This window comes from Oleiagrimonas citrea (assembly GCF_012395255.1).
Taxonomy (GTDB): domain Bacteria; phylum Pseudomonadota; class Gammaproteobacteria; order Xanthomonadales; family Rhodanobacteraceae; genus Oleiagrimonas; species Oleiagrimonas citrea.
On sequence record NZ_JAAZQD010000004.1, the window covers coordinates 244,616 to 263,825 of the forward strand.

The window sequence follows — 19,210 nt, forward strand, 5'->3', positions numbered from 1 at the left end:
CGGCAGTCGGCGACACCCGGCTCGGCGCTCAGCCCCACCGTGGAGCGACGAACGCCCGACCGGCGTCACGCATGCATGGATGCCTGGTCCGATGTCGGCATCGCCCGGGCGTGCCGGGCAAGGTGACCGTGCACGACGTGGGGCGACTCAGCCCGCCGCACGCGCTCTGGCTCGAAGCTTGCGTCGCGTCCACCAGAACAGGAAGCCGGTGACCACGAAGAACGGCGGCAGCAGACCCGCCAGGGCGGCCAGCACTTCCCACCACGTGCCACCGATGCGACCGGCGTGCAGGTCATGCACGACGCGCATCACGCTGCGCCCACCGCGGTTGCGCGGGCGGACCTGCAACCGAGCCGGCTGTGTCGAGGCGGCGTCGACCTGCAGCGTGATTCGGCCCTTGCCGGGTTGCGTGGCGCGCACGTCGACATTGGAGCGGCCGCGTGCGGGCACGCTGACCATCGACAGCGTGGCGTCCGGCGCCGCCGCTCGCGCGCGCTCAAGCACCGAGGCCCAGTCGATGGCGACCTGTGCCGTCGACGGTACCGGCGCGCGTTTCGCGGGCGTCGCGGTTTGCGGCGTGCGGGGACGTTCGCCGCGGAACGTCAGCCAGGTGCCCGTCACCGTGAGGGTGAGCATCAGCGGCAGGGCGATCACGCCGATGCTGCGGTGCCAGCTGACCCAGCGCCGCGTCGGCGGTTGCGTGTACGGACGCAGGCTCTGGCGGACATGGCCCTTGCGCGGCCACCAAAGCACGATGCCCGACAGCAGCAGGAACAGCGCGGAGAAGCCCAGGATGCGCACCAGCAGATTTCCTGTCGATCCGGCCAGCAGGCGCGCATGGAAACGGTGCAGCAGACCGATCGCATCGTTGCTGCGCTGGCGCGTCAGGAGCACCTTGTCGCCCTGCGGGTCGACGTAGATGTGTGTGCCGTCGGTGGTCGTCAGCTTCCAGTAGGGCGCATCGGCCGAGGGCAGGTCGATCGCACGCAGACCGGTGCGCTGTGCGCCGCCGGCGGTCAGCTTGTCGAGGATGCGCGCCTGCTGAGCCGTGTCGGGCAGGTGTGCGCCGTGCGCCTGTAGTTGTGGATACAGCCATGCCTGCAGCGGGTGCTCGTAGATTATGGCAGTGCCGGACAGGGCGATCAGGGAGAAGACCAGTCCGACGCTGAGGCCGAACCACAAGTGCAGGCGTCGCAGCCAGTGGCGCATGAGAGGGGTTTCCAGGGGAAAGGCGGGATATTATTGAGAGGCATTGTTACTCGTAAAGTTCGCGCATAGACCTGATCTAGAAGCTTCGTTGCTGGTTGTCTTCATGAGACGGCTGCCCAGCGCGCGCACCCACGCCAGAGACGTTGGCCGATCATCGGGAAACGACGGCGCCCCTGCGTGTCCCGGGAGGGTGGTCCGCGGCCAGCTTGGCGATGAACCGGGGCATGTGCGGGTCACTCCGGGCGAAAGGCACTTGGTCGAAGACGAACCAGCGGGCTGCCAGAAATTCACCCTCGTCGAAGACGATGGGTTGGGTCCGCTCGGCGTGGACCACGTACCAGAGCGACACGTCGACGTGGCCGGCGGTGAGGCCGACGGTCGTCGTGCAGGTGACCATCAACGGCGCTGCGATGGGATGACCGGGGGCGAGGCCCAGTTCTTCCTTGAGTTCACGTGCCACGGTCTGTCTAGGGTGCTCGCCGGGTTCGACGTGACCACCCGTCGGCAGCCAGCGCTGCGCGTTCCGGTGATCGACCAGCAGGATGTGCCCGTCATCGACGACGGCGAAGTAGGCGACCAGATGCTTGGGCGGCGTGGCCGGCTTGGCGAGGCGGCATAGCTCGGCACCGGATTCGACCCACGCCAACGCGTCGGTCAAGTGATCGTTCTCCATCGCGTCCAACGGCCGGATCGACCGCAACTCGGCACGGATGGACGCCCGCATCGTGGCGTAAACGGGGAAAAGGTCCGGGGCTGCGGAGTTGGTGTTCACCGTGCGCAGCGCTTCGCGTGTTCGGGAACGGTCAGGGTCGTGCAGATCTTCAACGGAACCGCGCGGCGACTTCGTCCCGTCGCGGCATGGCGACGGCGGCGCCGGCGCGTTCCGTGGACATGGCGGCGACACGGCCTGCCTGGCGCACGGCATCGGCGAAGCGCGCGCTATCCGTGCTGGCGAGACCAGCGGCCAGCGCGCCGCAGAAGGCGTCACCGGCGCCGGTGGTGTCGACCGGCGTCACAGTCTCGGCCGCGACGCGATAGCAGTCGGCCTCGTCGCCGCGGCGGGCGGCGCCATGCGAGACGAAGCTGCCATGGCGACCGAGGGTGACGACGACACTGCCGTTGCATAGCCGGCGGCACAGCGCGTGCAGGCGTTCGTCGTCGAGGCTGGCGACATCGTCGGTAGCGACCTCGGCGTCGAGGAAACGGGCGCAGAGTTGCGCGAATTCGCTTTCGTTGGGCGTCAGCACGTCGACCAGACCGAGCAGACCGGCATCGAGATCGGGATGCACCGGCGCGGGATTGAGCACGCAGGTGAGGTTGTGTTCGCCACCGAGTTCCAGCGCTGCGCGCGTCGCGTCGAGGTTGTTCTCCAGCTGCACCAGCAGTACGCGTGCATCGGCGAACCGAGTCGACTGCGCGCGCAGGAAATCCGGATCGAGCCGTTCATTGGCGGCCAGGTCGACGATGATCTGGTTCTGCCCGCTGGCCTCGACCAGGATCGCGGCGGTGCCGGTCGGCACGTCCTCGCGCACTTGCCAGCAGCCCATCAGGCCTTCGCGCTCGGCCAGCGCGGCGGCGCCTTCACCCAGCGCATCCTTGCCGCGCGCGCCGATGAAGACCGTCGCCACGTCCTGGCGCGCGCAGGCCACGGCCTGGTTGAACCCCTTGCCGCCCGGACCGGTACGGAAGCCGCTGCCGCGCCGGGTCTCGCCGGGCTGCGGGAAACGGTCCACCTGCCAGACGTGATCCTGGTTGTAGCTGCCGACGACGATGACCTGCGTTGCCATGGCGGATCAGGCCTCGCTGGCGGCCTGCTTCGGCAGGCGGTTCTCGTCGCGCACGTGCTTGTGCTTGAACAGGGGAATGAACAGCAGCGCCATGATCAGCGCGTAGCCGGCAAAGGCCATCCAGATGCCCGGCCAGTCCTTGCACACGGCGACGGCGTCGTTGCAGGTGTGGTCGGTGAAGAAGGTGTCGATGGCCCAGCCTGCGATCAGGCTGCCGAGCACCGCGCCGACGCCGTTGGTCATGAACATGAACAGGCCCTGCGCGCTGGCGCGGATCTTCGGGTCGGCCTGGCTCTCGACGAACAGTGAGCCGGAGATGTTGAAGAAGTCGAACGCCATGCCGTAGATGATGCACGACAGCACGATCATCCACAGGCCGCCGCCCGGATTGCCCAGCCCGAACAGGCCGAAGCGCAGCACCCAGGCCAGCATGCTCATAGTCATCACCGCCTTGATGCCGAAGCGCTTGAGGAAGAACGGGATGGTCAGGATGAACGCGGTTTCCGAGAACTGCGAGATCGAGATGATGATCGCCGGATGCGCCACCGCCAGACGCGTGGCCAGCTCGGAGAACGAGTGCCAGTTCAGCGAGGCGAAGAAGGTGTGCCAGTCCAGTGGCGCCATGTCCTTGTACGGCGCGAGCTTGTTGAAGTCGTGCAGGAAGGTGTCGCCGTAGGCGTTGGTCAGCTGCAGCGCCGCGCCAAGCAGCATGGCGAAGATCAGGAACACCGCCATGTTCTTGTTCTTGAACAGCACGAACGAGGTCAGGCCCAGGCGGTCGGCCAGCGACACGCTCTGCGCGGCATTCAGCTTGGGCGGGCACTTGGGCAGGGTGAACGCGTACAGGCCCAGCAGCAGCGAGGCGGCCGCGGCGATGCGGAACTGCAGCGGCGAGGTCTCGAAGTGCATCAGGCTCACCGTCCAGGTCGCGGCGATGAAGCCGATGGTGCCCCACACGCGGATTGGCGGAAACGTCTTCACTACATCGTGGCCTTCGCTCTTGAGCGCGTTGTACGCCACCGTGATGGAGAGCGAGATGGTCGGCATGTAGAAGACCATGTTCAGCAGCATCACCCAGAACATCAGTTCGGGGTCGTGCACGAACGGCACGCAGAACAGCACCACGGCACCGAGAATCTGCAGGATGCCGTACAGGCGTTCGGCGTTGATCCACTTGTCGGCGATGATGCCGGCGATGGAGGGCATGAACAGCGAGGCGATGCCCATGGTCGAGAAGATCGCGCCGAAGCTCGTGCCCGACCAGTGTCGCGTCTGGAACCACCATGCGCCGATGGTCAGCAGCCATGCTCCCCAGATGTAGAACTGCAGGAAGTTCATGACGGTCAGGCGAAACTTGAGCATGGTGGGCGTCCCCCGCATAGCGGCCTCGGGAACCGCCCCATGGCCATCAAACCTTCGCAGAGTAGAGGAATGTCCGCGAAAACGGCAAGCTGCGGGCCTGCGTCAGGCCAAGGCGTCGGCGACGCGCTGGCGCAGCACCGGCAGCAGTTCTTCCGCGAACCAGGGGTTGCGCTTGAGCCAGCGGTTGTTGCGCGGACTGGGATGCGGCAGCGGCAGGCGATCGTGTTCGAGGTGGGTGCGCCAGTCCTGCACGGTGGCCGTGAGGTTGGTGCCGCGTGTGTCGCCGAGCAGGGCGGCCTGTGCGTACTGACCGATGATCAGGGTCAGACGCACCGCGCCGAGCAGCGGCAGCACGCGGGGGTGCCAGGTCGGCGCGCATTCCGGGCGCGGCGGCAGATCGCCGCCGGAGCCGGTACCGGGATAGCAGAAGCCCATCGGCACGATGGCGATGCGATTCGGGTTGTAAAAGGTGTCGCGGTCGACGCCGAGCCAATCGCGCAGGCGCTCGCCACTGGGATCGTCGAACGGTACGCCGCTCTCGTGCACGCGCCGTCCGGGCGCCTGACCGACGATCAGCAGGCGTGCGTCCGCTGCCGCTTGAAGTACGGGGCGCGGACCTATCGGCAAATGCGCGGCGCACAGGCGGCAGCCGCGAATCTCTTGCAGCAATGCCTCGAAGGAGGGCGAAGCAGGTTTTTGCAGGTCTTCGGCCATGATTGTTCGAGAACGATGCATTTCGGTTCAGCGTACAGCCGATCGAAGCGCAGCGGGGAGGCGCCGATGCAGGTTCGTCCGTACCCCATCCCGGCGAAAGCCGGGATCCAGTGTCTTACGGCTAGCAAACAGACGCTAGGTCACTGCTTTCGCCGGGATGACGGTCCGGTGGGGTTACGGCAGCAGTGCTTTGAGTCTTCAGCCCCGACTCAGACTGTGGCTTACGGCAGCAGTTTGCCCGGATTCATGATGCCGTCCGGGTCGAAACTGCGCTTGATGCCGCGCATCAGTTCGAGCGTTTCCGCGCCGAGTGCCATCGGCATGAAGTCGCGCTTGGCCAGGCCGATGCCGTGTTCGCCGGACAGGGTGCCGTCGAGGGCGACAACGGTTTCGAACAGCTTGTGCAGGCACGGTTCGGCGCGCTTCATTTCGGCGTTGTCGCGCGGCAGCAGGTTGACGTGCAGATTGCCGTTGCCGGCGTGACCGAAGCTGACGATGGGCAGATCGTGCTCGCGCGCCAGCGCCTCGATGGCGGCGACCAGTTCGGGCAGGCGGCTGACCGGCACCACCACGTCTTCGTTGATCTTGTTCGGCGACAGCTTGCGTTGCGCGGGCGACAGCGCCTTGCGCGCGGCCCAGAGCATCTTTGCTTCGTCGGCATCGGCCGCGGCATGCAGGTCGAGCAGGCCATCGCCGCGGGCGGCGCGCGAAATGGCCTCGACCGCGCCGGGAAGCGCGTCGGGTTCGCCGTCGACCTCGATCATCAGCAGCGCGCCAGCGTCGGGCACGTTGTCGCCGGCATGGTCGCGCGCCAGCTTAAGCGCAGTGCTGTCCATGAATTCCAGCGCGCAGGGCGTGACCGGCTGCGACATGATCCGCGCCACCGCGCGCGCGGCGCTGGCGACGTCGGCGTAGGTCGCGCGCAGCGTGCGCAGGGCGGAGGGTTTCGGCGTCAGTTTCAGCGTGGCTTCGGTGATCAGCGCCAGCGTGCCCTCGGAGCCGATCAGCAAGCGCGTGAGGTCGTAGCCGGTCGCGCCCTTGCTGGTTTGCACGCCGCAGCGGAAGGCTTCGCCGGTACCGGCCACGGCGCGCAGTCCCAATGTGTTCTCGCGCGGGCTGCCGTACTTCACCGTGCGCGGTCCGGCGGCGTTGCAGGCGAGGTTGCCGCCGATGGAGCAGAACGGCGACGAGGTCGGATCGGGCGGCCAGAAGAAACCGTGCGGCGCCAGCGCGGTCTGCAGGTCGCCGTTGAGTACGCCGGGTTCGACCACGGCCAGGCGATTGTCCGGGTCGATCCGCAGGATGCGGTTCATGCGCTCGAAGCTGACCACGACACCGCCGGCGACCGGCACGGTCGCGCCGGTGGTGTTGGTGCCGCGGCCGCGCGCGATCAGCGGCACGCGATGCGCGCGGCACAGGCGCACCAGTGCGATGGCCTGATCGTGGCTGTCGGCGAAGACCACGGCGTCGGGCATGGCCTGACGGCGCGAGTTGTCGTAGCCGTAGGTCAGGCGCTCGGCGGGGTCGGTGCGTACGTGTTCGTCGCCCAGCGCCGCGCGGAGTTCGTTCAGGAAGGTGTCGTTCAAGGCCATTTCACGCCTCGGCGTCGAAGGCGGCGCGATGCCAGGCCGTGTCGGGGTGTTCGGCATCGCCCTCGAAGGCGATCACGTCGAAACGGCAGTCGCGTGCGGCGTGCTCGGGATGCGCGGCGAGATAGCCTTCCGCGGCGCGCACCAGGCGCTCACGCTTGCGCGCCGTGACCGACATCGCCGCGCCGCCGTAGCCGCGATTGCGGCGGTAGCGGACCTCGACGAAGACCAGTGTCGCGCCGTCGCGCATGATCAGGTCCAGCTCGCCGAAGCGGGTGCGGAAGTTGCGCGCGACGATTTTCAGACCGGCGCGTTCGAGGTGCGCCAAGGCGCGATCCTCGAACGCGTCGCCGATGGCGCGCATCAGTTGCCGACAGCGGCCGGCGCGGCGTTGGCCGTCGTCGGATCGGTCGGCGAGCCGACGTCCAGACTGCCGGAGAGCGGGTGGGCCAGGCCGTTGCGGAAGCGCGCCCAGGTCAGCACACGCTGGATGCGGCCGAAATCGTCCTCGACCAGCTGACCGGTGGCGCCCGGTACGTAGCTGCCGGGGTGCGTGCGCAGGAAACCGAGGTAGGGCGTCAGCGACCAGGCGTCCATGCCGAACGCGAACAGGCGAGCGCCGGTGCCGGTAGTGGCCGGCAGCAGGTTGGCGATGCTGCTGCGCGAGGGCAGGCCGGGCTGAGCGTCGAACAGCCACGGCGCGTCGCAGAAGCTCACGCCGTCGAGATCGCGGTCGGCATCCGGGTTGTCGTAGCCGCCGTAGACGTGCGAGGTCGCGAACACCGGCTGCCGCAATTGCGCCAGGCGCAGCTGCGGCATGACCAGACGCGCCTGCTCCGGACGCATGCTGAGGAAGATGCCGCTGCCGTCTTCCAGCTTGGCGACGCGCTGGTTGTAGGCGTCGGCGATGTCCTTGTCGGTGCTGGCCTTGGATGGCGCGGGCGGTGGCGCGATGGTCTGGATCTGCGAGCCGACGTTGATGGTCTGGGGGTCGAGCGAGAGCTGTCCGGCGATTTCGCCACCGTGCGAGGTGAATTCGCGGGTGAATGCCTTGCCGGCGCGCTGGGCGAAATCTTCGGTGGAGACGACCAGATAGGCGCGCTTGAGTCCCTGCGCCAGCATGTGGTCGGCGACGCTGGCGCCCTCGGTCTCCGGCAGCAGGCCGAATTCATTGACGCCCGGCGGGGGCACCTGGTCCGTGTCGGGATGGTTCAGGGCCAGCACCGGTACCGGCAGCGTGTTCTGGCCGATGACCGCGGCCACGTCCTCGCGCGTCAGCGGACCGATGACCTGATTCGCGCCGTCCTGCACGGCCTGCTGGTACGCGGCCAGCGACTGCGCCGGCGTGCCGCCGCTGTCGTAGACCTTGACCTGCGGACGATGCGCGCCCCCCACGCTGTCATTGAAGTAGGCGGTGAAGAAGCCTTCGCGGATCAGGGTCGCGGCGCGCGCCAGGGAGCCCGTCAGCGGCAGCAGCAGCGCGACCTTGCCGGGGTTGTGGTAGCCCTGGCCCAGTGGCTGGCCCGGCATCACGGTACCGACCGGCTGGTTTGCGTCCAGCGCACTGTTGGACATGCCGGCGCCGAGCTGGTTCAGGGCGCGGTCGATCCAGGGCTGCATCGGGTTGCCGTCGGCCAGTGTGTCGCGGCGCTGCTTGAGTTCGCCGGGGCCGAGGCGGCCCAGCAACTGCACGATGTCGCGTTCGTTCTGGGCCTGGTCCAGTCCCTGCAGCTGGTTGTCCATCCGCACCCGGATGCGGGCAGCCTGATAGGGCTGGCCGGCTGCCGCCAAGGCCTGCGCGCGTAGTTCGAGTGTGCGCTGCTGCAACGCCGGGGACAGCTGGCCGACCGGCGCGGATGTCAGCGCCAGCGCGCGCGCCGTGTCGCCGTTGTTCAAGGCCAATTGCGCCTGCAGCAGGTCGTAGCGGTGACGGTCGGTGGCAGACAGCTGACGCCGGTCGATGCCGGACAGGGCGCGCTCGACCTTGTTCAGGTCGCCTTCCTGGCGCCAGTCTTCGGCGGCGCGCAGGCGGAAATAGCTGCCGGAACCGGCATTCTGCGTGGCCAGCTGCATATAGGCCTGCGCGGCCTGTGCGTATTGCCCCTGGTGTTCCAGGCGCGTCACCTGCGCGGATTGCGCTTGCTGCTGCGCGGTCGGGCCGTTGACCGTGGCACAGCCGGCGAGCGTCAGAAGGCCGAGCAGGCCCAGGGCACGGATCATGCGCATGCGTGTTCCTCGAAAATTCATTGCACAGCGATTTGAGCGATCATAGCGGATGACTTCGTACTCAGTCTTGAACATGGATCAAGCCATGCCCGGTACCCTGCATGTCGTCGCCACGCCCATCGGCAATCGGGAGGACATTTCCGCGCGCGCCGTGGAGGTCCTGCGCTCGGTGGCACTGATCGCGGCCGAGGACACCCGCCACAGCAAGCCGCTGATGACACACCTGGGCGTCGACACGCCATTGAAGGCGTTGCACGAGCACAACGAGGATGGCATCGCGCAGGCACTGGTCGAGCGTCTGCTGCAGGGCGAGGACGTCGCTCTGATCTCCGACGCCGGTACGCCCCTGGTCAGCGATCCGGGCTATCGCCTGGTCCGCGCCGCACGGGCAGCGGGCATCCGTGTGTCCCCTGTGCCCGGCGCGTGCGCGGCGATCGCGGCACTTTCCGCCGCGGGTCTGCCCAGCGACCGTTTTGTGTTCGAGGGATTCCTGCCAGCCAAGCGCGGTGCGCGCAGAACGCGTCTGGCGGAACTGGCGAGCGAAACGCGCACGCTGATCTTCTATGAGTCGCCGCACCGCGTGGCGGAGACCCTGGCCGATATGCGTGATGCCTTCGGCGAGGCGCGCGAGGCGGTTCTGGCGCGCGAGTTGACCAAGTTGTTCGAGACCGTGCTCGGCCAGCCGCTGGCCGAGCTGGCCGAGCGCGTGGCGTCCGATGCCGATCAGCAGCGCGGCGAGTGCGTGCTGCTGGTGGCCGGTTGCGCCGATGCTGCCGAGGCGCAGTTGGCCGAGGGGCGGCGTTTGTTCGCCCTTCTGCGCGAGGAATTGCCGCCGTCGAAGGCGGCCAAGTTGGCGGCTTCCATCAGCGGCGCATCGCGCAAGGCGCTCTACGGCGACTGAGCCGGGGTGCCGTTCTTGGAGATGGAGCGCTAAGATCGAGCGCTTGCCGGCAAGGTCAGGACGCGAGCCGGCGCGGAGCGCGAACTTGGCGTTCCCGATTCGTGGGTGAAACGTCGGCGTGGACGCCTGACGGCATGCGCCGGGTTTTCCGTCGCGCATGGGCGCCCGGTTATGTTCCTTCCGACCCTCGCGTGCCCATGACCGGATTGTCCAGCCGTGCCCTGACCTATCGCTACATCGTCGCGCTCGGCCTGATCGCCGTATGCACGGTGTTTTCCCACCTGATTCTCGGCCGCGTCCTGCGCGAGGACGACGGCTCGGCGGCCGTGGCCGCGATGAGCACGCGCCAGATCGTCCTGAGCGAACGCATTGCGCAGATGGCCGATGAGTATGCGGACGGCTCGGCGCAGGCGCATGCCGTGCTGCATGCCAGTCTTGTCCGTTTCGAGAAGGAATACCGCATCCTGTCCCGCGATGAAGGCGAGTCGTCCTTCATCGCCTACGGCAAGCCGCGCGCGCTGGCGCTGTATCGAGACGGACTCGGGCAGAACATCGAGCGTTTCATCGGCCTTGCCCAGCGCATCGATGGCGGTGTGCCCGGCGATCCGCAGTTCGCCGAGTCCCTGCGCGCCTTGCGCGCGCTGGCCCGCAAGCGCCTGCCCGACGGACTGGAAGCGGTTGCTTCTGTTCATGTGCGGGCTGGCGAGGTGCATCTACAGCGCATGGAAATCTTGCAGCACATCATTCTGGGTGTTGTTCTGCTGGTGCTGCTGTTCGAGGCGTTGGGCATCTTCCGGCCGATGATCCGGCGCATCGTGCGCTATGCCCGTCAACTGCAGGATCTGGCTACGCGCGACGTGCTTACCGGCCTGTGCAACCGCCGCGAGTTCCAGGCGCGAGTCGCCGCCGTGCGCGATGCGCCGGTGTCGACGACCGAAGTCGCCGTGCTCATGCTCGACGTCGATCACTTCAAGTCGATCAACGACCGGTACGGCCACGCGGTCGGCGACGTGGTGCTGACGCGTCTGGGCGCACACCTGCACGGCGTGCTGCGCAGCGGCGATATTGCCGGTCGCATCGGCGGCGAGGAGTTCGCCCTGGCATTGCCGGCCACCACGCGCGACGGTGCCGTGAAGATGGCCGAGCGGTTGCGCAAAGAGGTGGCGGCCATGGCCGCGCCGGACGAAGCACCGGATCTGCACGTGACCGTCTCGATCGGCGTGGCCGCGCTCGGTCCCGGCGCGGCCCCCACGCTGGACGAGGCCCTGCGCCGGGCTGACGAGGCGCTATACCGGGCCAAGCGCAACGGGCGCAATCGCGTTGAGTCGGCGGAAGAAACTTCGTCGCCTGCCCCCGCGCTCGCCGACGGATGAAGTACACTGGCGTCGGAGTCGGCCGGACAGTCGCGTCGCGCCTTGCGCGCGTCGAGGAAAGTCCGGGCTCCATAGGGCAGGGTGCCAGGTAACGCCTGGGCAGCGCGAGCTGACGGCCAGTGCAACAGAGAGCAGACCGCCGATGGCCCCGCAAGGGGATCAGGTAAGGGTGAAACGGTGCGGTAAGAGCGCACCGCGCGCGGGGACAACGCCGCGTGGCACGGTAAACCCCACCCGGAGCAAGACCGAATAGGGGAACGATAACGCGGCCCGCGTTGTTCCCGGGTAGGTTGCTGGAGCCTGGCGGTGACGCCAGGCCGAGAGGAATGACTGTCGCGCCGCAAGGCGTACAGAACCCGGCTTACAGGCCGGCTCCATCTTATCCATGGCGGCAGCGATGCTGCCCGACGCCCTCCCCGTGCGGGGAGGGCGTTTTTGCATCGGTGGATGCGGGTAGTGATCGGCGAAGTGGGGAAAGTCTTCCGTCCGTTTGCTCGAATCGCACAAAAAAGTTACCGATTTCAAGGGCATCAAAGCAGTTCCTGAGAAACTGCATAAAAATTCAGCAACCGTTGTCTTTGTCCTTGATCTGCAAGCAAAAATTCCTTGACAGTCTCAGGGGCTGAGACTATTGTGGGTTCCAGTGTGAATTCGTGGGAATTCGTGGAAGTCCCTAGCCATGTTCCAAGGCGAAACCGCCATTACCGTCGACGACAAGGGCCGCCTGGCCATCCCGACTGCGTATCGGGATCTGGTCGCGCGCGAGTGCGGTAACCGTCTGGTCGTGGCGTACAACCCGTTCGAGGCGGGCTGTCTGTGGATTTTCCCGCAAAGCGAATGGGAGCGGGTGCGCGATCAGGTCAATGCGCTGCCCAGCGTGAAGGCCGTGCATCGTGATCTGCAGCGCAAGCTGGTCGGTGCCGCAGCCCACGTCGAGCCCGACAGCGCCTCGCGGATTCTGTTGCCGGCCAGCCAACGCGCTTCGGCCGGCATCGAGAAAAAAGCGGTGTTGCTGGGCATGGACACCAAGTTCGAGTTGTGGAGTGAGCAGGCGCATCTGAGCCGCATCCGCCAGACCATCGGCGAGGATCAGATCAGCGACGACATGGCGGAACTGAGGTTGTAACGGTAACGAACGAACGGACGACGACGAAACGGGATGGCGCAATGGGAAGTCAATTGATGCACATCCCGGTAATGCTCGAGGAGGCACTGGAGGGACTCGCCGTGAAGGCAAGCGGGCGATATCTCGATGGCACGTTCGGTCGAGGCGGTCATGCGCGCGCGATCCTCGAGCGCCTGGGGCCCGATGGCCGCCTGCTGCTGATGGATCGAGATCCGCAGGCCATCGCCGAGGCCGAGATGGCCTTCGCCGGCGACGCGCGTGTCCGCATCCGGCGCGGCAACTTCGCCGAACTGGCGCAGTGGCCGGCGACGGAAGAGGGGCTGGACGGAATCCTGCTCGATATCGGCGTGTCCTCGCCGCAGCTGGACGAGGCCGAGCGTGGCTTCAGCTTCATGGCCGATGCGCCGCTGGACATGCGAATGGATCCGGACAGCGGCGAGAGCGCGGCGGAGTTTCTGGCGCGCGCGGATGAAAAGGAGATCGCCGATGTGCTTTGGCGCTTCGGCGAGGAGCGGTTCAGTCGCCGCATCGCGCGCGCCATCGTGGCGCAGCGCGAGACGCAGCCGATCCGCCGAACCGGCGAACTGGCGCAGTTGCTGGAGCGACTGCTGGGTCGGCGCGAGAAGGGCAAGCACCCTGCGACGCGCACGTTCCAGGCATTGCGCATCCGGGTCAACGGCGAACTGGATGCGCTGGAACAGGGGCTCGAGGGAGCGCTCGCACGGCTGACGCCGGGCGGGCGTCTGGTGGTCATCAGTTTCCATTCGCTGGAGGACCGGGTGGTCAAGCAGTTCATCCGCAGCCAGTCGGGCATCCGTCCGGCCGGTCGCCGCAACCTGCCGCCGCCCGAGGCGCCGCCGGCGAAACTGCGCGCGGTGGGCAAGGCGCATTTCCCTTCCGCATCCGAGCTGGAAGCGAATCCGCGCGCCCGCTCCGCGGTGCTGCGTGTGGCGGAGCGACTGCCATGACGGCCCGTCTCGTGTTGCTGCTGCCGATCCTGCTGGCGCTGGTCCTGATCAGCGCCATTGCGGTGGTCTGGGCGCGGCACGAGAACCGCGTGCTGTTCGTGCAGTTGACCAAGCTGCAGTCGCAGCGCGACGCCTTGAATGTCGAGTTCGGCCGCCTGGAGCTGGAAAAGGCCACCTGGGCCGAGCCGAGCCGTATCGAGACCATCGCCCGCGCGAAGATGGGCATGGTCAATCCCACCGCTGCCGACACCCGTCTGATCCGCCGATGAGCCGCAACCGCGCCAAACCGGAACTGCAGCTGCCCGAGCGCGAACGTGCGCGCGGGCCGAGCGTGCGGCGGCGCATGACGCTGGTGGTGTCGTTGTTGTCACTGGCGGCGCTGGGGTTGCTGGCGCAGGCGGTGAAGCTGCAGGTCGTGGACAAGCGCTTCTATCAGGCGCAGGGCAATGCGCGCTTTCTGCGCGAAGTGCCGATTCCGGTCTCGCGCGGCAGTATTTTCGACCGCAATGGCGTGCCGCTGGCGGTGTCGACGCCGGTCGAGTCCATCTGGGCCAATCCGCAGGAAGTGCTCGACCACACCGACCGCATGCCGGAACTGGCGCGCGCCCTGGGCATCGACGCAGACGATCTGGAGCAGTACCTGGATCAGCGCGCCAATCGCGAATTTGTGTACTTGAAGCGGCGCATGAGTCCCGAGGCGGCACAGGCCGTGTTGAATCTGAAGATTCCGGGCGTGAACGAGCAGCGCGAGTTCCGCCGCTACTACCCGCTGGGCGCGGTCACCGCACACGTGCTCGGGTTCACCAACATCGACGATCACGGTCAGGAAGGGCTGGAGCGCGCCTACGATCAGTGGCTCAGCGGCGAGGCGGGCAGCAAGCGCGTGATCCGCGACCGGCTCGGCCACACCGTCGAGACCGTGGACATGGTGCGCGCGCCCAAGCCGGGACACGACCTGACCCTGAGCATTGATCGCCGCATCCAGTATCTGGCCTACCGCCAGCTCGACGAGACGGTGAAGAAGTTCAAGGCCTCCTCGGCCTCGATGGTCATCATGGACCCGCGCACCGGCGAAGTGCTGGCGATGGTCAATCTGCCGTCGTACAACCCCAATGCCGTCGGCAACAGCAATCCGGCGCAGCGCCGCAACCGCGCCGTGACTGACGTGGTCGAACCCGGTTCCACCGCCAAGGCCTTCACCGTGGCGGCGGCGCTGGAAAGTGGCAAGTGGACGCCGACCACCAAGATCGACACTTCGCCGGGCTGGATCCAGTTGTACGGCCACACCATCAAGGACGACGAGAACAACGGTGTGCTCGATGTCACCGGGGTCATTACCCGGTCCAGCAACATCGGCGCGGCGAAGATGGCGCTGAGCCTGACCCCGGACGCCATGTATAAGGTGTTCCGCGATTTCGGCTTCGGTGCCAGCACCGGCAGCGGGTTTCCGGGCGAATCCGCAGGTCTGCTGCCGATCGGCGGCGACTGGCGGCCGATCCGCCAGGCCACCATTGGCTACGGTTACGGTTTCAGTGTGACCGCGCTGCAGCTGGCGCAGGCCTACTGCGTGTTCGCCGATGGCGGGCTGCTGCGTGCACCGAGCTTCGTCAAGGGTCAGGACAACACGCCCAAGCGTGTGCTCAGTCCGCGTGTGGCGCAGGAAGTGGTCAACATGCTGAAGACGGTGGTCGAGCCCGGTGGCACGGCTTACCGTACCGCGGCCATCGCCAATTACACCGTTGCCGGCAAGACCGGCACCTCGCACATTGCCGAGGCAGGTGGCTACTCGAATTCGAACTACAACTCGCTGTTCGCCGGCATGGTCCCGGCCAGCAATCCGCGTCTGGTCGGCGTGGTCATCGTGCGCGGCGCGCAGGGTGGCTACTTCGGCACGACGGTCGCGGCGCCGGTGTTCAGTTCGGTGATGAAGGGTGCGCTGCGCCTGCTGGACATTCCGCCGGACAACGTGCCGCAGTTGTATGCGTCGCACGGCGGCGCGGCCGCGATGCAGGGCGGTCGCTCGCGACAGGAGGGTGCGCGATGACGGCGAGCATGCGTCTTCACGACCTGCTGGCGGGTGTGGCCGATGCGCCTGCGAACGGCGACATCGCGGTCACGGGTCTGCAGATCGATTCGCGCCGTGTGCGCGCTGGCGACGCCTTCGTGGCGCTGGCCGGCCAGCACGCGCACGGCATCACGTTTGCCCCTGCGGCCGTCGCTCAGGGCGCCTCGGTGATTCTCGCCGAGGGTCCTGAGCGCGCCGCTCCCGAGATCGACGCGCCGGTGATCTGGATCGACGGTCTGCGAGACAAGGCCGGGCCACTCGCTGCGCGCTTCTTCGGGCAGCCTTCCGAGGGCATGACCGTGATCGGCGTCACCGGCACCAACGGCAAGACGTCGTGCGTGCAGATGCTGGCGCAGGCGTTGACGCTGCTGGGACATCGTGCGGCTACGATCGGTACGTTGGGCAGCGGCCTGCACGGTTCGATCGAGCGCGGCGAGCGCACCACGCCGGATGCCTTGAGCATGCAGGCGTTGCTGGCCGGGTTCCGCGAGGCGGGTGCCAGTCACGTGGCGATGGAGGTTTCCTCGCATGCGCTGGATCAGGGACGCGTGGAGGGGGTGGACTTCGATCTGGCCGCCTTCACCAATCTGACGCGCGACCATCTGGACTACCACGGCAGCATGCAGGCCTACGGTGAGGCCAAGGCACGGCTGTTCGACTGGCCCGGACTGAAGGCTGCCGCGATCAATGTGGACGACGCATTCGGTCGCCGTCTGGCCGAACGCGTGTCGGAAGACGTGAAATGCCTGCGCGTGAGCGTCGGCGGCGTGCAGGCCGAAGTGACCGCGACCGATGTGGAAGCGCACGGCGACGGTCTGCATTTCGTGCTGCACACGCCATGGGGCGATGCTGCGGTGCGAAGCCCGCTGCTTGGGCGCTTCAATGTCGCGAACCTGCTCCTGGTCGCCGCCTGTCTGGGCGCGCTGGGCGAGGACTTCACACGCGTCGCGGAAGTGCTGGCGCAGCTGCATCCGGTACGCGGGCGCATGAGCCGGCTCGGCGGTGAAGCCGGGCAGCCGCTGCTGGTGGTCGACTACTCGCACACACCGGATGCGCTGGAGCAGGCCCTGAACAGTCTGCGCGGTCACACGCGCGGCATGCTGATCTGCGTGTTCGGCTGCGGCGGCGAGCGCGACGCCGGCAAGCGTCCGCACATGGGTGCGATTGCCGAGCGTCTGGCCGATCGCGTCATCGTCACCGACGACAACCCTCGAGGCGAGGACGGCGACGCCATCGTCGCGCAGATTCTCGCCGGCATGGATCGGCCGCAAGCGGCCGTGGTGCAGCGCGATCGCGCGGCGGCCATCCACGAGGCGCTGAACATGGCGGGTGCCAACGACGTGGTGCTGATCGCCGGCAAGGGGCACGAGGACTATCAGGAAGTGAACGGCCAGAAGCATCCCTTCGACGACCTGGAAGTGGCACGCGCCGCCATGGAGGTGCACGCATGCTGACGAAGTATTTGCAGCAAATCGCCGAATGGACGCATGGCCGCGTGCACGGTGACAACGTCCTGATTCGCGGCGTGAGCACGGACAGCCGTCACGTGAAACTCGGCCAGTTGTTCGTGGCCCTGGTCGGCGAACGCTTCGATGGACATGAGCATGTGGCCGCTGCCGCCGAGAAGGGCGCGGCGGCGGCTCTGGTTTCCCGGGTACAGGATGTGGAGATCCCGCAGATCCTGGTGTCGGACACGCTGAAGGCGCTGGGTGACATGGCCGGCGCACGTCGTCGCGCGTCGTCGGCGCGGGTGATCGGAATCACCGGATCGAATGGCAAGACCACGGTGAAGACCCTGACGGCGACCATTCTTGCCCGACACGGCCGCACCCACGTCAACGCCGGCAACTTCAACAACGAGATCGGCATGCCGCTGACGCTGCTGGAGATGCCCGACGACGCGGAATACGCCGTCCTGGAGATGGGCGCGGGCAAGCGTGGGGACATTGACTATCTGGCCGCCATCGCGCGGCCCGATATCGGCCTCGTGAACAACATCGCCTCGGCGCATGTTGAGCGCATGGGCAGCATCGAGAACATTGCCGAGACCAAGGGCGCGATGTACCGCTCCCTGCCGCCGGACGGTATCGGGATCATCAACGCCGACGATGCCTTCGCCGACTATTTCGCCGGCCTGCTCGGCACGCGCCGAGCGCTGCGATTCGGCCTTGAGCGCGAGGCCGATGTCGGCGCCGAAATCGTGGAAATGCATGCGGGTGGAAGCCGTTTCGTGCTGAGCACCCCGCAGGGCGATGCCGAGATCTCCTTGCCCCTGCCGGGTCGGCACAACATTGCCAATGCGATGGCGGCGGCGACGATCGCCTGCGCGCTGGAGGTGCCGCTGGAGCACATCACGCATGGCTTGCATCACGCCGGCGGTGTGCCCGGTCGACTTCGCAGCCACACCATGCCGGGGGGCTGGAAACTGATCGACGACAGCTACAACGCCAACCCGGCCTCGACCCGTGCCGCGATCGACACGCTGGGGCTGGCCGAAGGCGAAAGCTGGCTGGTGCTGGGCGACATGGCCGAGCTGGGACCGGATGCGCGCGAACTGCATGCGCAGATCGGTGCCTACGCTCGCGAACACGGCCTGGCGCGGCTGTTCGGCGTCGGCCTGCTCAGTCGTGCCGCCTGCGATGCTTTCGGCTCCGGCGGCGAACATTTCAGCGATCAGTCCGCGCTGATCGAAGTCCTGCGCAAGGAATTGCATGCAGGCGTCACCTGCCTCGTGAAGGGCTCGCGCAGCGCCGCCATGGATCGCGTGGTCGCCGCGCTCGAAGCAGATGCGCAAGAAGGGGGGCCGCATGCTTCTTGAACTGGCCAAATGGCTTTCGACCTATCTGGGCGCGCTGCGCCTGTTCGAATACATCACGTTCCGCACCATCATGAGCGCGCTGACGGCCCTCGCCGTATGCCTGCTGATGGGGCCGGGCATGATCCGCAAGCTGGCGGCGATGAAGGCTGGCCAGGTGGTACGCGAGGACGGTCCGCAGTCGCACCTGAGCAAAGCGGGTACGCCGACCATGGGCGGATTGCTGATCCTGGTCGCCATCGCCATCGGCACGTTGCTCTGGGCCGATCTGCACAATCGCTACGTCTGGGTGGTGCTGGCGGTGACGCTGGCGTTCGGCGGCATCGGGTTCTACGACGACTACCGCAAGCTGGTACTGAAGGACAGCCGCGGCCTGCCGGCGCGATGGAAGTATCTGCTGCAGTCGCTGTTTGGTCTGGCCGCCGCAATCTTCCTGTACGTGACTGCGAAGACGCCACCGGAAACCGCGCTGTTCGTGCCGCTGTTCAAGCACGTGGCGCTGCCGCTGGGCGTGCTGTTCGTGGTGATCGGCTACCTGATGGTGGTCGGCTTCTCCAACGCGGTGAATCTGACCGACGGCCTCGACGGCCTGGCCATCATGCCCAGCGTGCTGGTCGCTGGCGCGCTCGGCATCTTCGCGTATCTGGCCGGCAACGCGGTGTTCTCGCAGTACCTGGGCATTCCGTCGATCCCGGGCGCTGGTGAACTGGCGATCTTCTGTGGCGCGCTGGCCGGGGCCGGACTGGGCTTTCTCTGGTTCAACACGTATCCGGCGCAGGTCTTCATGGGCGACATCGGCGCACTGTCGATCGGCGCTGCGCTGGGTCTGATCGCGGTGATCGTGCGGCAGGAGATCGTGCTGCTGGTGATGGGTGGCGTGTTCGTGATCGAGACCGCCTCGGTGATGCTGCAGGTGGCCAGCTTCAAGTTGACCGGCAAGCGGCTGTTCCGCATGGCACCGATCCATCATCACTTCGAATTGAAAGGCTGGCCGGAACCGCGCGTGATCGTGCGCTTCTGGATCATTTCCGTGGTGCTGGTCCTGATCGGACTGGCGACGTTGAAGGTGCGTTGA

17 protein-coding genes and 1 other RNA gene are annotated in these 19,210 nt (G+C 67.0%); 10 read left to right on the forward strand and 8 right to left on the reverse strand.

The window, feature by feature from the left end; genetic code table 11:
- Window positions 1-147: 147 nt before the first annotated feature.
- From HF690_RS11100 to HF690_RS11135, 8 genes are all read right to left on the reverse strand, one after another.
- Entirely contained in the window at window positions 148-1,209 is a 1,062-nt protein-coding gene (locus HF690_RS11100; protein ID WP_168609486.1) for a PepSY-associated TM helix domain-containing protein, read from the reverse strand.
- A gap of 151 nt (window positions 1,210-1,360) precedes the next feature.
- Window positions 1,361-1,981: an NUDIX domain-containing protein gene (locus HF690_RS11105; protein WP_205300830.1), complete on the reverse strand. Its 621-nt coding sequence runs from the start codon at window positions 1,979-1,981 to the stop codon at window positions 1,361-1,363.
- A 49-nt stretch (window positions 1,982-2,030) separates the two neighbouring features.
- Window positions 2,031-2,996 carry a ribokinase gene (locus HF690_RS11110; protein WP_168609487.1) on the reverse strand — a complete coding sequence of 322 codons (966 nt, stop codon included), beginning with the start codon at window positions 2,994-2,996 and terminating at the stop codon, window positions 2,031-2,033.
- Window positions 2,997-3,002: 6 nt separating this feature from the next.
- On the reverse strand, window positions 3,003-4,358 hold the full coding sequence (locus HF690_RS11115; RefSeq protein WP_168609488.1) for a nucleoside permease: 1,356 nt from the start codon (window positions 4,356-4,358) through the stop codon (window positions 3,003-3,005).
- Window positions 4,359-4,460: 102 nt separating this feature from the next.
- Window positions 4,461-5,072 carry a uracil-DNA glycosylase family protein gene (locus tag HF690_RS11120; RefSeq protein ID WP_193568469.1) on the reverse strand — a complete coding sequence of 204 codons (612 nt, stop codon included), beginning with the start codon at window positions 5,070-5,072 and terminating at the stop codon, window positions 4,461-4,463.
- Window positions 5,073-5,293: 221 nt separating this feature from the next.
- On the reverse strand, window positions 5,294-6,664 hold the full coding sequence (locus HF690_RS11125; RefSeq protein WP_168609490.1) for an FAD-binding oxidoreductase: 1,371 nt from the start codon (window positions 6,662-6,664) through the stop codon (window positions 5,294-5,296).
- Window position 6,665: 1 nt separating this feature from the next.
- On the reverse strand, window positions 6,666-7,025 hold the full coding sequence (locus HF690_RS11130; RefSeq protein ID WP_168609491.1) for a YraN family protein: 360 nt from the start codon (window positions 7,023-7,025) through the stop codon (window positions 6,666-6,668).
- The gene (locus HF690_RS11135) at window positions 7,025-8,887 is read right to left on the reverse strand and encodes a penicillin-binding protein activator (protein ID WP_168184636.1); all 1,863 of its coding nucleotides are present in this window, start codon (window positions 8,885-8,887) and stop codon (window positions 7,025-7,027) included. Before HF690_RS11135 ends, HF690_RS11130 begins: the two co-directional genes overlap by 1 nt.
- Before the next feature lie 85 nt (window positions 8,888-8,972).
- Here HF690_RS11135 and rsmI point away from each other — a divergent pair, with 85 nt between their 5' ends.
- From rsmI to mraY, 10 genes are all read left to right on the forward strand, one after another.
- The gene (gene rsmI / locus HF690_RS11140) at window positions 8,973-9,788 is read left to right on the forward strand and encodes a 16S rRNA (cytidine(1402)-2'-O)-methyltransferase (RefSeq protein ID WP_240151730.1); all 816 of its coding nucleotides are present in this window, start codon (window positions 8,973-8,975) and stop codon (window positions 9,786-9,788) included.
- 197 nt (window positions 9,789-9,985) lie between these two features.
- Window positions 9,986-11,161: a GGDEF domain-containing protein gene (locus HF690_RS11145; RefSeq protein ID WP_168609493.1), complete on the forward strand. Its 1,176-nt coding sequence runs from the start codon at window positions 9,986-9,988 to the stop codon at window positions 11,159-11,161.
- A gap of 14 nt (window positions 11,162-11,175) precedes the next feature.
- Window positions 11,176-11,541: RNase P RNA component class A (rnpB, locus tag HF690_RS11150), an RNA gene on the forward strand.
- A 299-nt stretch (window positions 11,542-11,840) separates the two neighbouring features.
- Window positions 11,841-12,287, forward strand: a complete 447-nt coding sequence (gene mraZ / locus HF690_RS11155; protein ID WP_113063744.1) for a division/cell wall cluster transcriptional repressor MraZ — start codon at window positions 11,841-11,843, stop codon at window positions 12,285-12,287.
- Between the two features lie 56 nt (window positions 12,288-12,343).
- On the forward strand, window positions 12,344-13,255 hold the full coding sequence (gene rsmH, locus HF690_RS11160) for a 16S rRNA (cytosine(1402)-N(4))-methyltransferase RsmH (protein WP_240151731.1): 912 nt from the start codon (window positions 12,344-12,346) through the stop codon (window positions 13,253-13,255).
- Window positions 13,252-13,524 carry a cell division protein FtsL gene (gene ftsL / locus HF690_RS11165; RefSeq protein ID WP_168609495.1) on the forward strand — a complete coding sequence of 91 codons (273 nt, stop codon included), beginning with the start codon at window positions 13,252-13,254 and terminating at the stop codon, window positions 13,522-13,524. Before rsmH ends, ftsL begins: the two co-directional genes overlap by 4 nt.
- Window positions 13,521-15,299, forward strand: a complete 1,779-nt coding sequence (locus HF690_RS11170; RefSeq protein ID WP_240151732.1) for a peptidoglycan D,D-transpeptidase FtsI family protein — start codon at window positions 13,521-13,523, stop codon at window positions 15,297-15,299. The genes ftsL and HF690_RS11170 overlap by 4 nt, the downstream gene beginning before the upstream one ends.
- Window positions 15,296-16,774 (forward strand): UDP-N-acetylmuramoyl-L-alanyl-D-glutamate--2,6-diaminopimelate ligase, encoded by a 1,479-nt coding sequence (locus HF690_RS11175; RefSeq protein ID WP_168609496.1) that lies wholly within the window; start codon window positions 15,296-15,298, stop codon window positions 16,772-16,774. The genes HF690_RS11170 and HF690_RS11175 overlap by 4 nt, the downstream gene beginning before the upstream one ends.
- Window positions 16,768-18,138 (forward strand): UDP-N-acetylmuramoyl-tripeptide--D-alanyl-D-alanine ligase, encoded by a 1,371-nt coding sequence (locus HF690_RS11180; protein ID WP_168609497.1) that lies wholly within the window; start codon window positions 16,768-16,770, stop codon window positions 18,136-18,138. The genes HF690_RS11175 and HF690_RS11180 overlap by 7 nt, the downstream gene beginning before the upstream one ends.
- Window positions 18,128-19,210, forward strand: a complete 1,083-nt coding sequence (mraY, locus tag HF690_RS11185) for a phospho-N-acetylmuramoyl-pentapeptide-transferase (protein ID WP_168609498.1) — start codon at window positions 18,128-18,130, stop codon at window positions 19,208-19,210. Before HF690_RS11180 ends, mraY begins: the two co-directional genes overlap by 11 nt.

Coding starts and splice junctions, on each gene's coding strand:
- HF690_RS11100 (WP_168609486.1), bottom strand. CDS start 1,209: ATGCGCCACTGGCTGCGACGCCTGCACTTGTGGTTCGGCCTCAGCGTC.
- HF690_RS11110 (WP_168609487.1), bottom strand. CDS start 2,996: ATGGCAACGCAGGTCATCGTCGTCGGCAGCTACAACCAGGATCACGTC.
- HF690_RS11115 (WP_168609488.1), bottom strand. CDS start 4,358: ATGCTCAAGTTTCGCCTGACCGTCATGAACTTCCTGCAGTTCTACATC.
- HF690_RS11120 (WP_193568469.1), bottom strand. CDS start 5,072: ATGGCCGAAGACCTGCAAAAACCTGCTTCGCCCTCCTTCGAGGCATTG.
- HF690_RS11125 (WP_168609490.1), bottom strand. CDS start 6,664: ATGGCCTTGAACGACACCTTCCTGAACGAACTCCGCGCGGCGCTGGGC.
- HF690_RS11130 (WP_168609491.1), bottom strand. CDS start 7,025: ATGCGCGCCATCGGCGACGCGTTCGAGGATCGCGCCTTGGCGCACCTC.
- HF690_RS11135 (WP_168184636.1), bottom strand. CDS start 8,887: ATGCGCATGATCCGTGCCCTGGGCCTGCTCGGCCTTCTGACGCTCGCC.
- rsmI (WP_240151730.1), top strand. CDS start 8,973: ATGCCCGGTACCCTGCATGTCGTCGCCACGCCCATCGGCAATCGGGAG.
- HF690_RS11145 (WP_168609493.1), top strand. CDS start 9,986: ATGACCGGATTGTCCAGCCGTGCCCTGACCTATCGCTACATCGTCGCG.
- mraZ (WP_113063744.1), top strand. CDS start 11,841: ATGTTCCAAGGCGAAACCGCCATTACCGTCGACGACAAGGGCCGCCTG.
- rsmH (WP_240151731.1), top strand. CDS start 12,344: ATGCACATCCCGGTAATGCTCGAGGAGGCACTGGAGGGACTCGCCGTG.
- ftsL (WP_168609495.1), top strand. CDS start 13,252: ATGACGGCCCGTCTCGTGTTGCTGCTGCCGATCCTGCTGGCGCTGGTC.
- HF690_RS11170 (WP_240151732.1), top strand. CDS start 13,521: ATGAGCCGCAACCGCGCCAAACCGGAACTGCAGCTGCCCGAGCGCGAA.
- HF690_RS11175 (WP_168609496.1), top strand. CDS start 15,296: ATGACGGCGAGCATGCGTCTTCACGACCTGCTGGCGGGTGTGGCCGAT.
- HF690_RS11180 (WP_168609497.1), top strand. CDS start 16,768: ATGCTGACGAAGTATTTGCAGCAAATCGCCGAATGGACGCATGGCCGC.
- mraY (WP_168609498.1), top strand. CDS start 18,128: ATGCTTCTTGAACTGGCCAAATGGCTTTCGACCTATCTGGGCGCGCTG.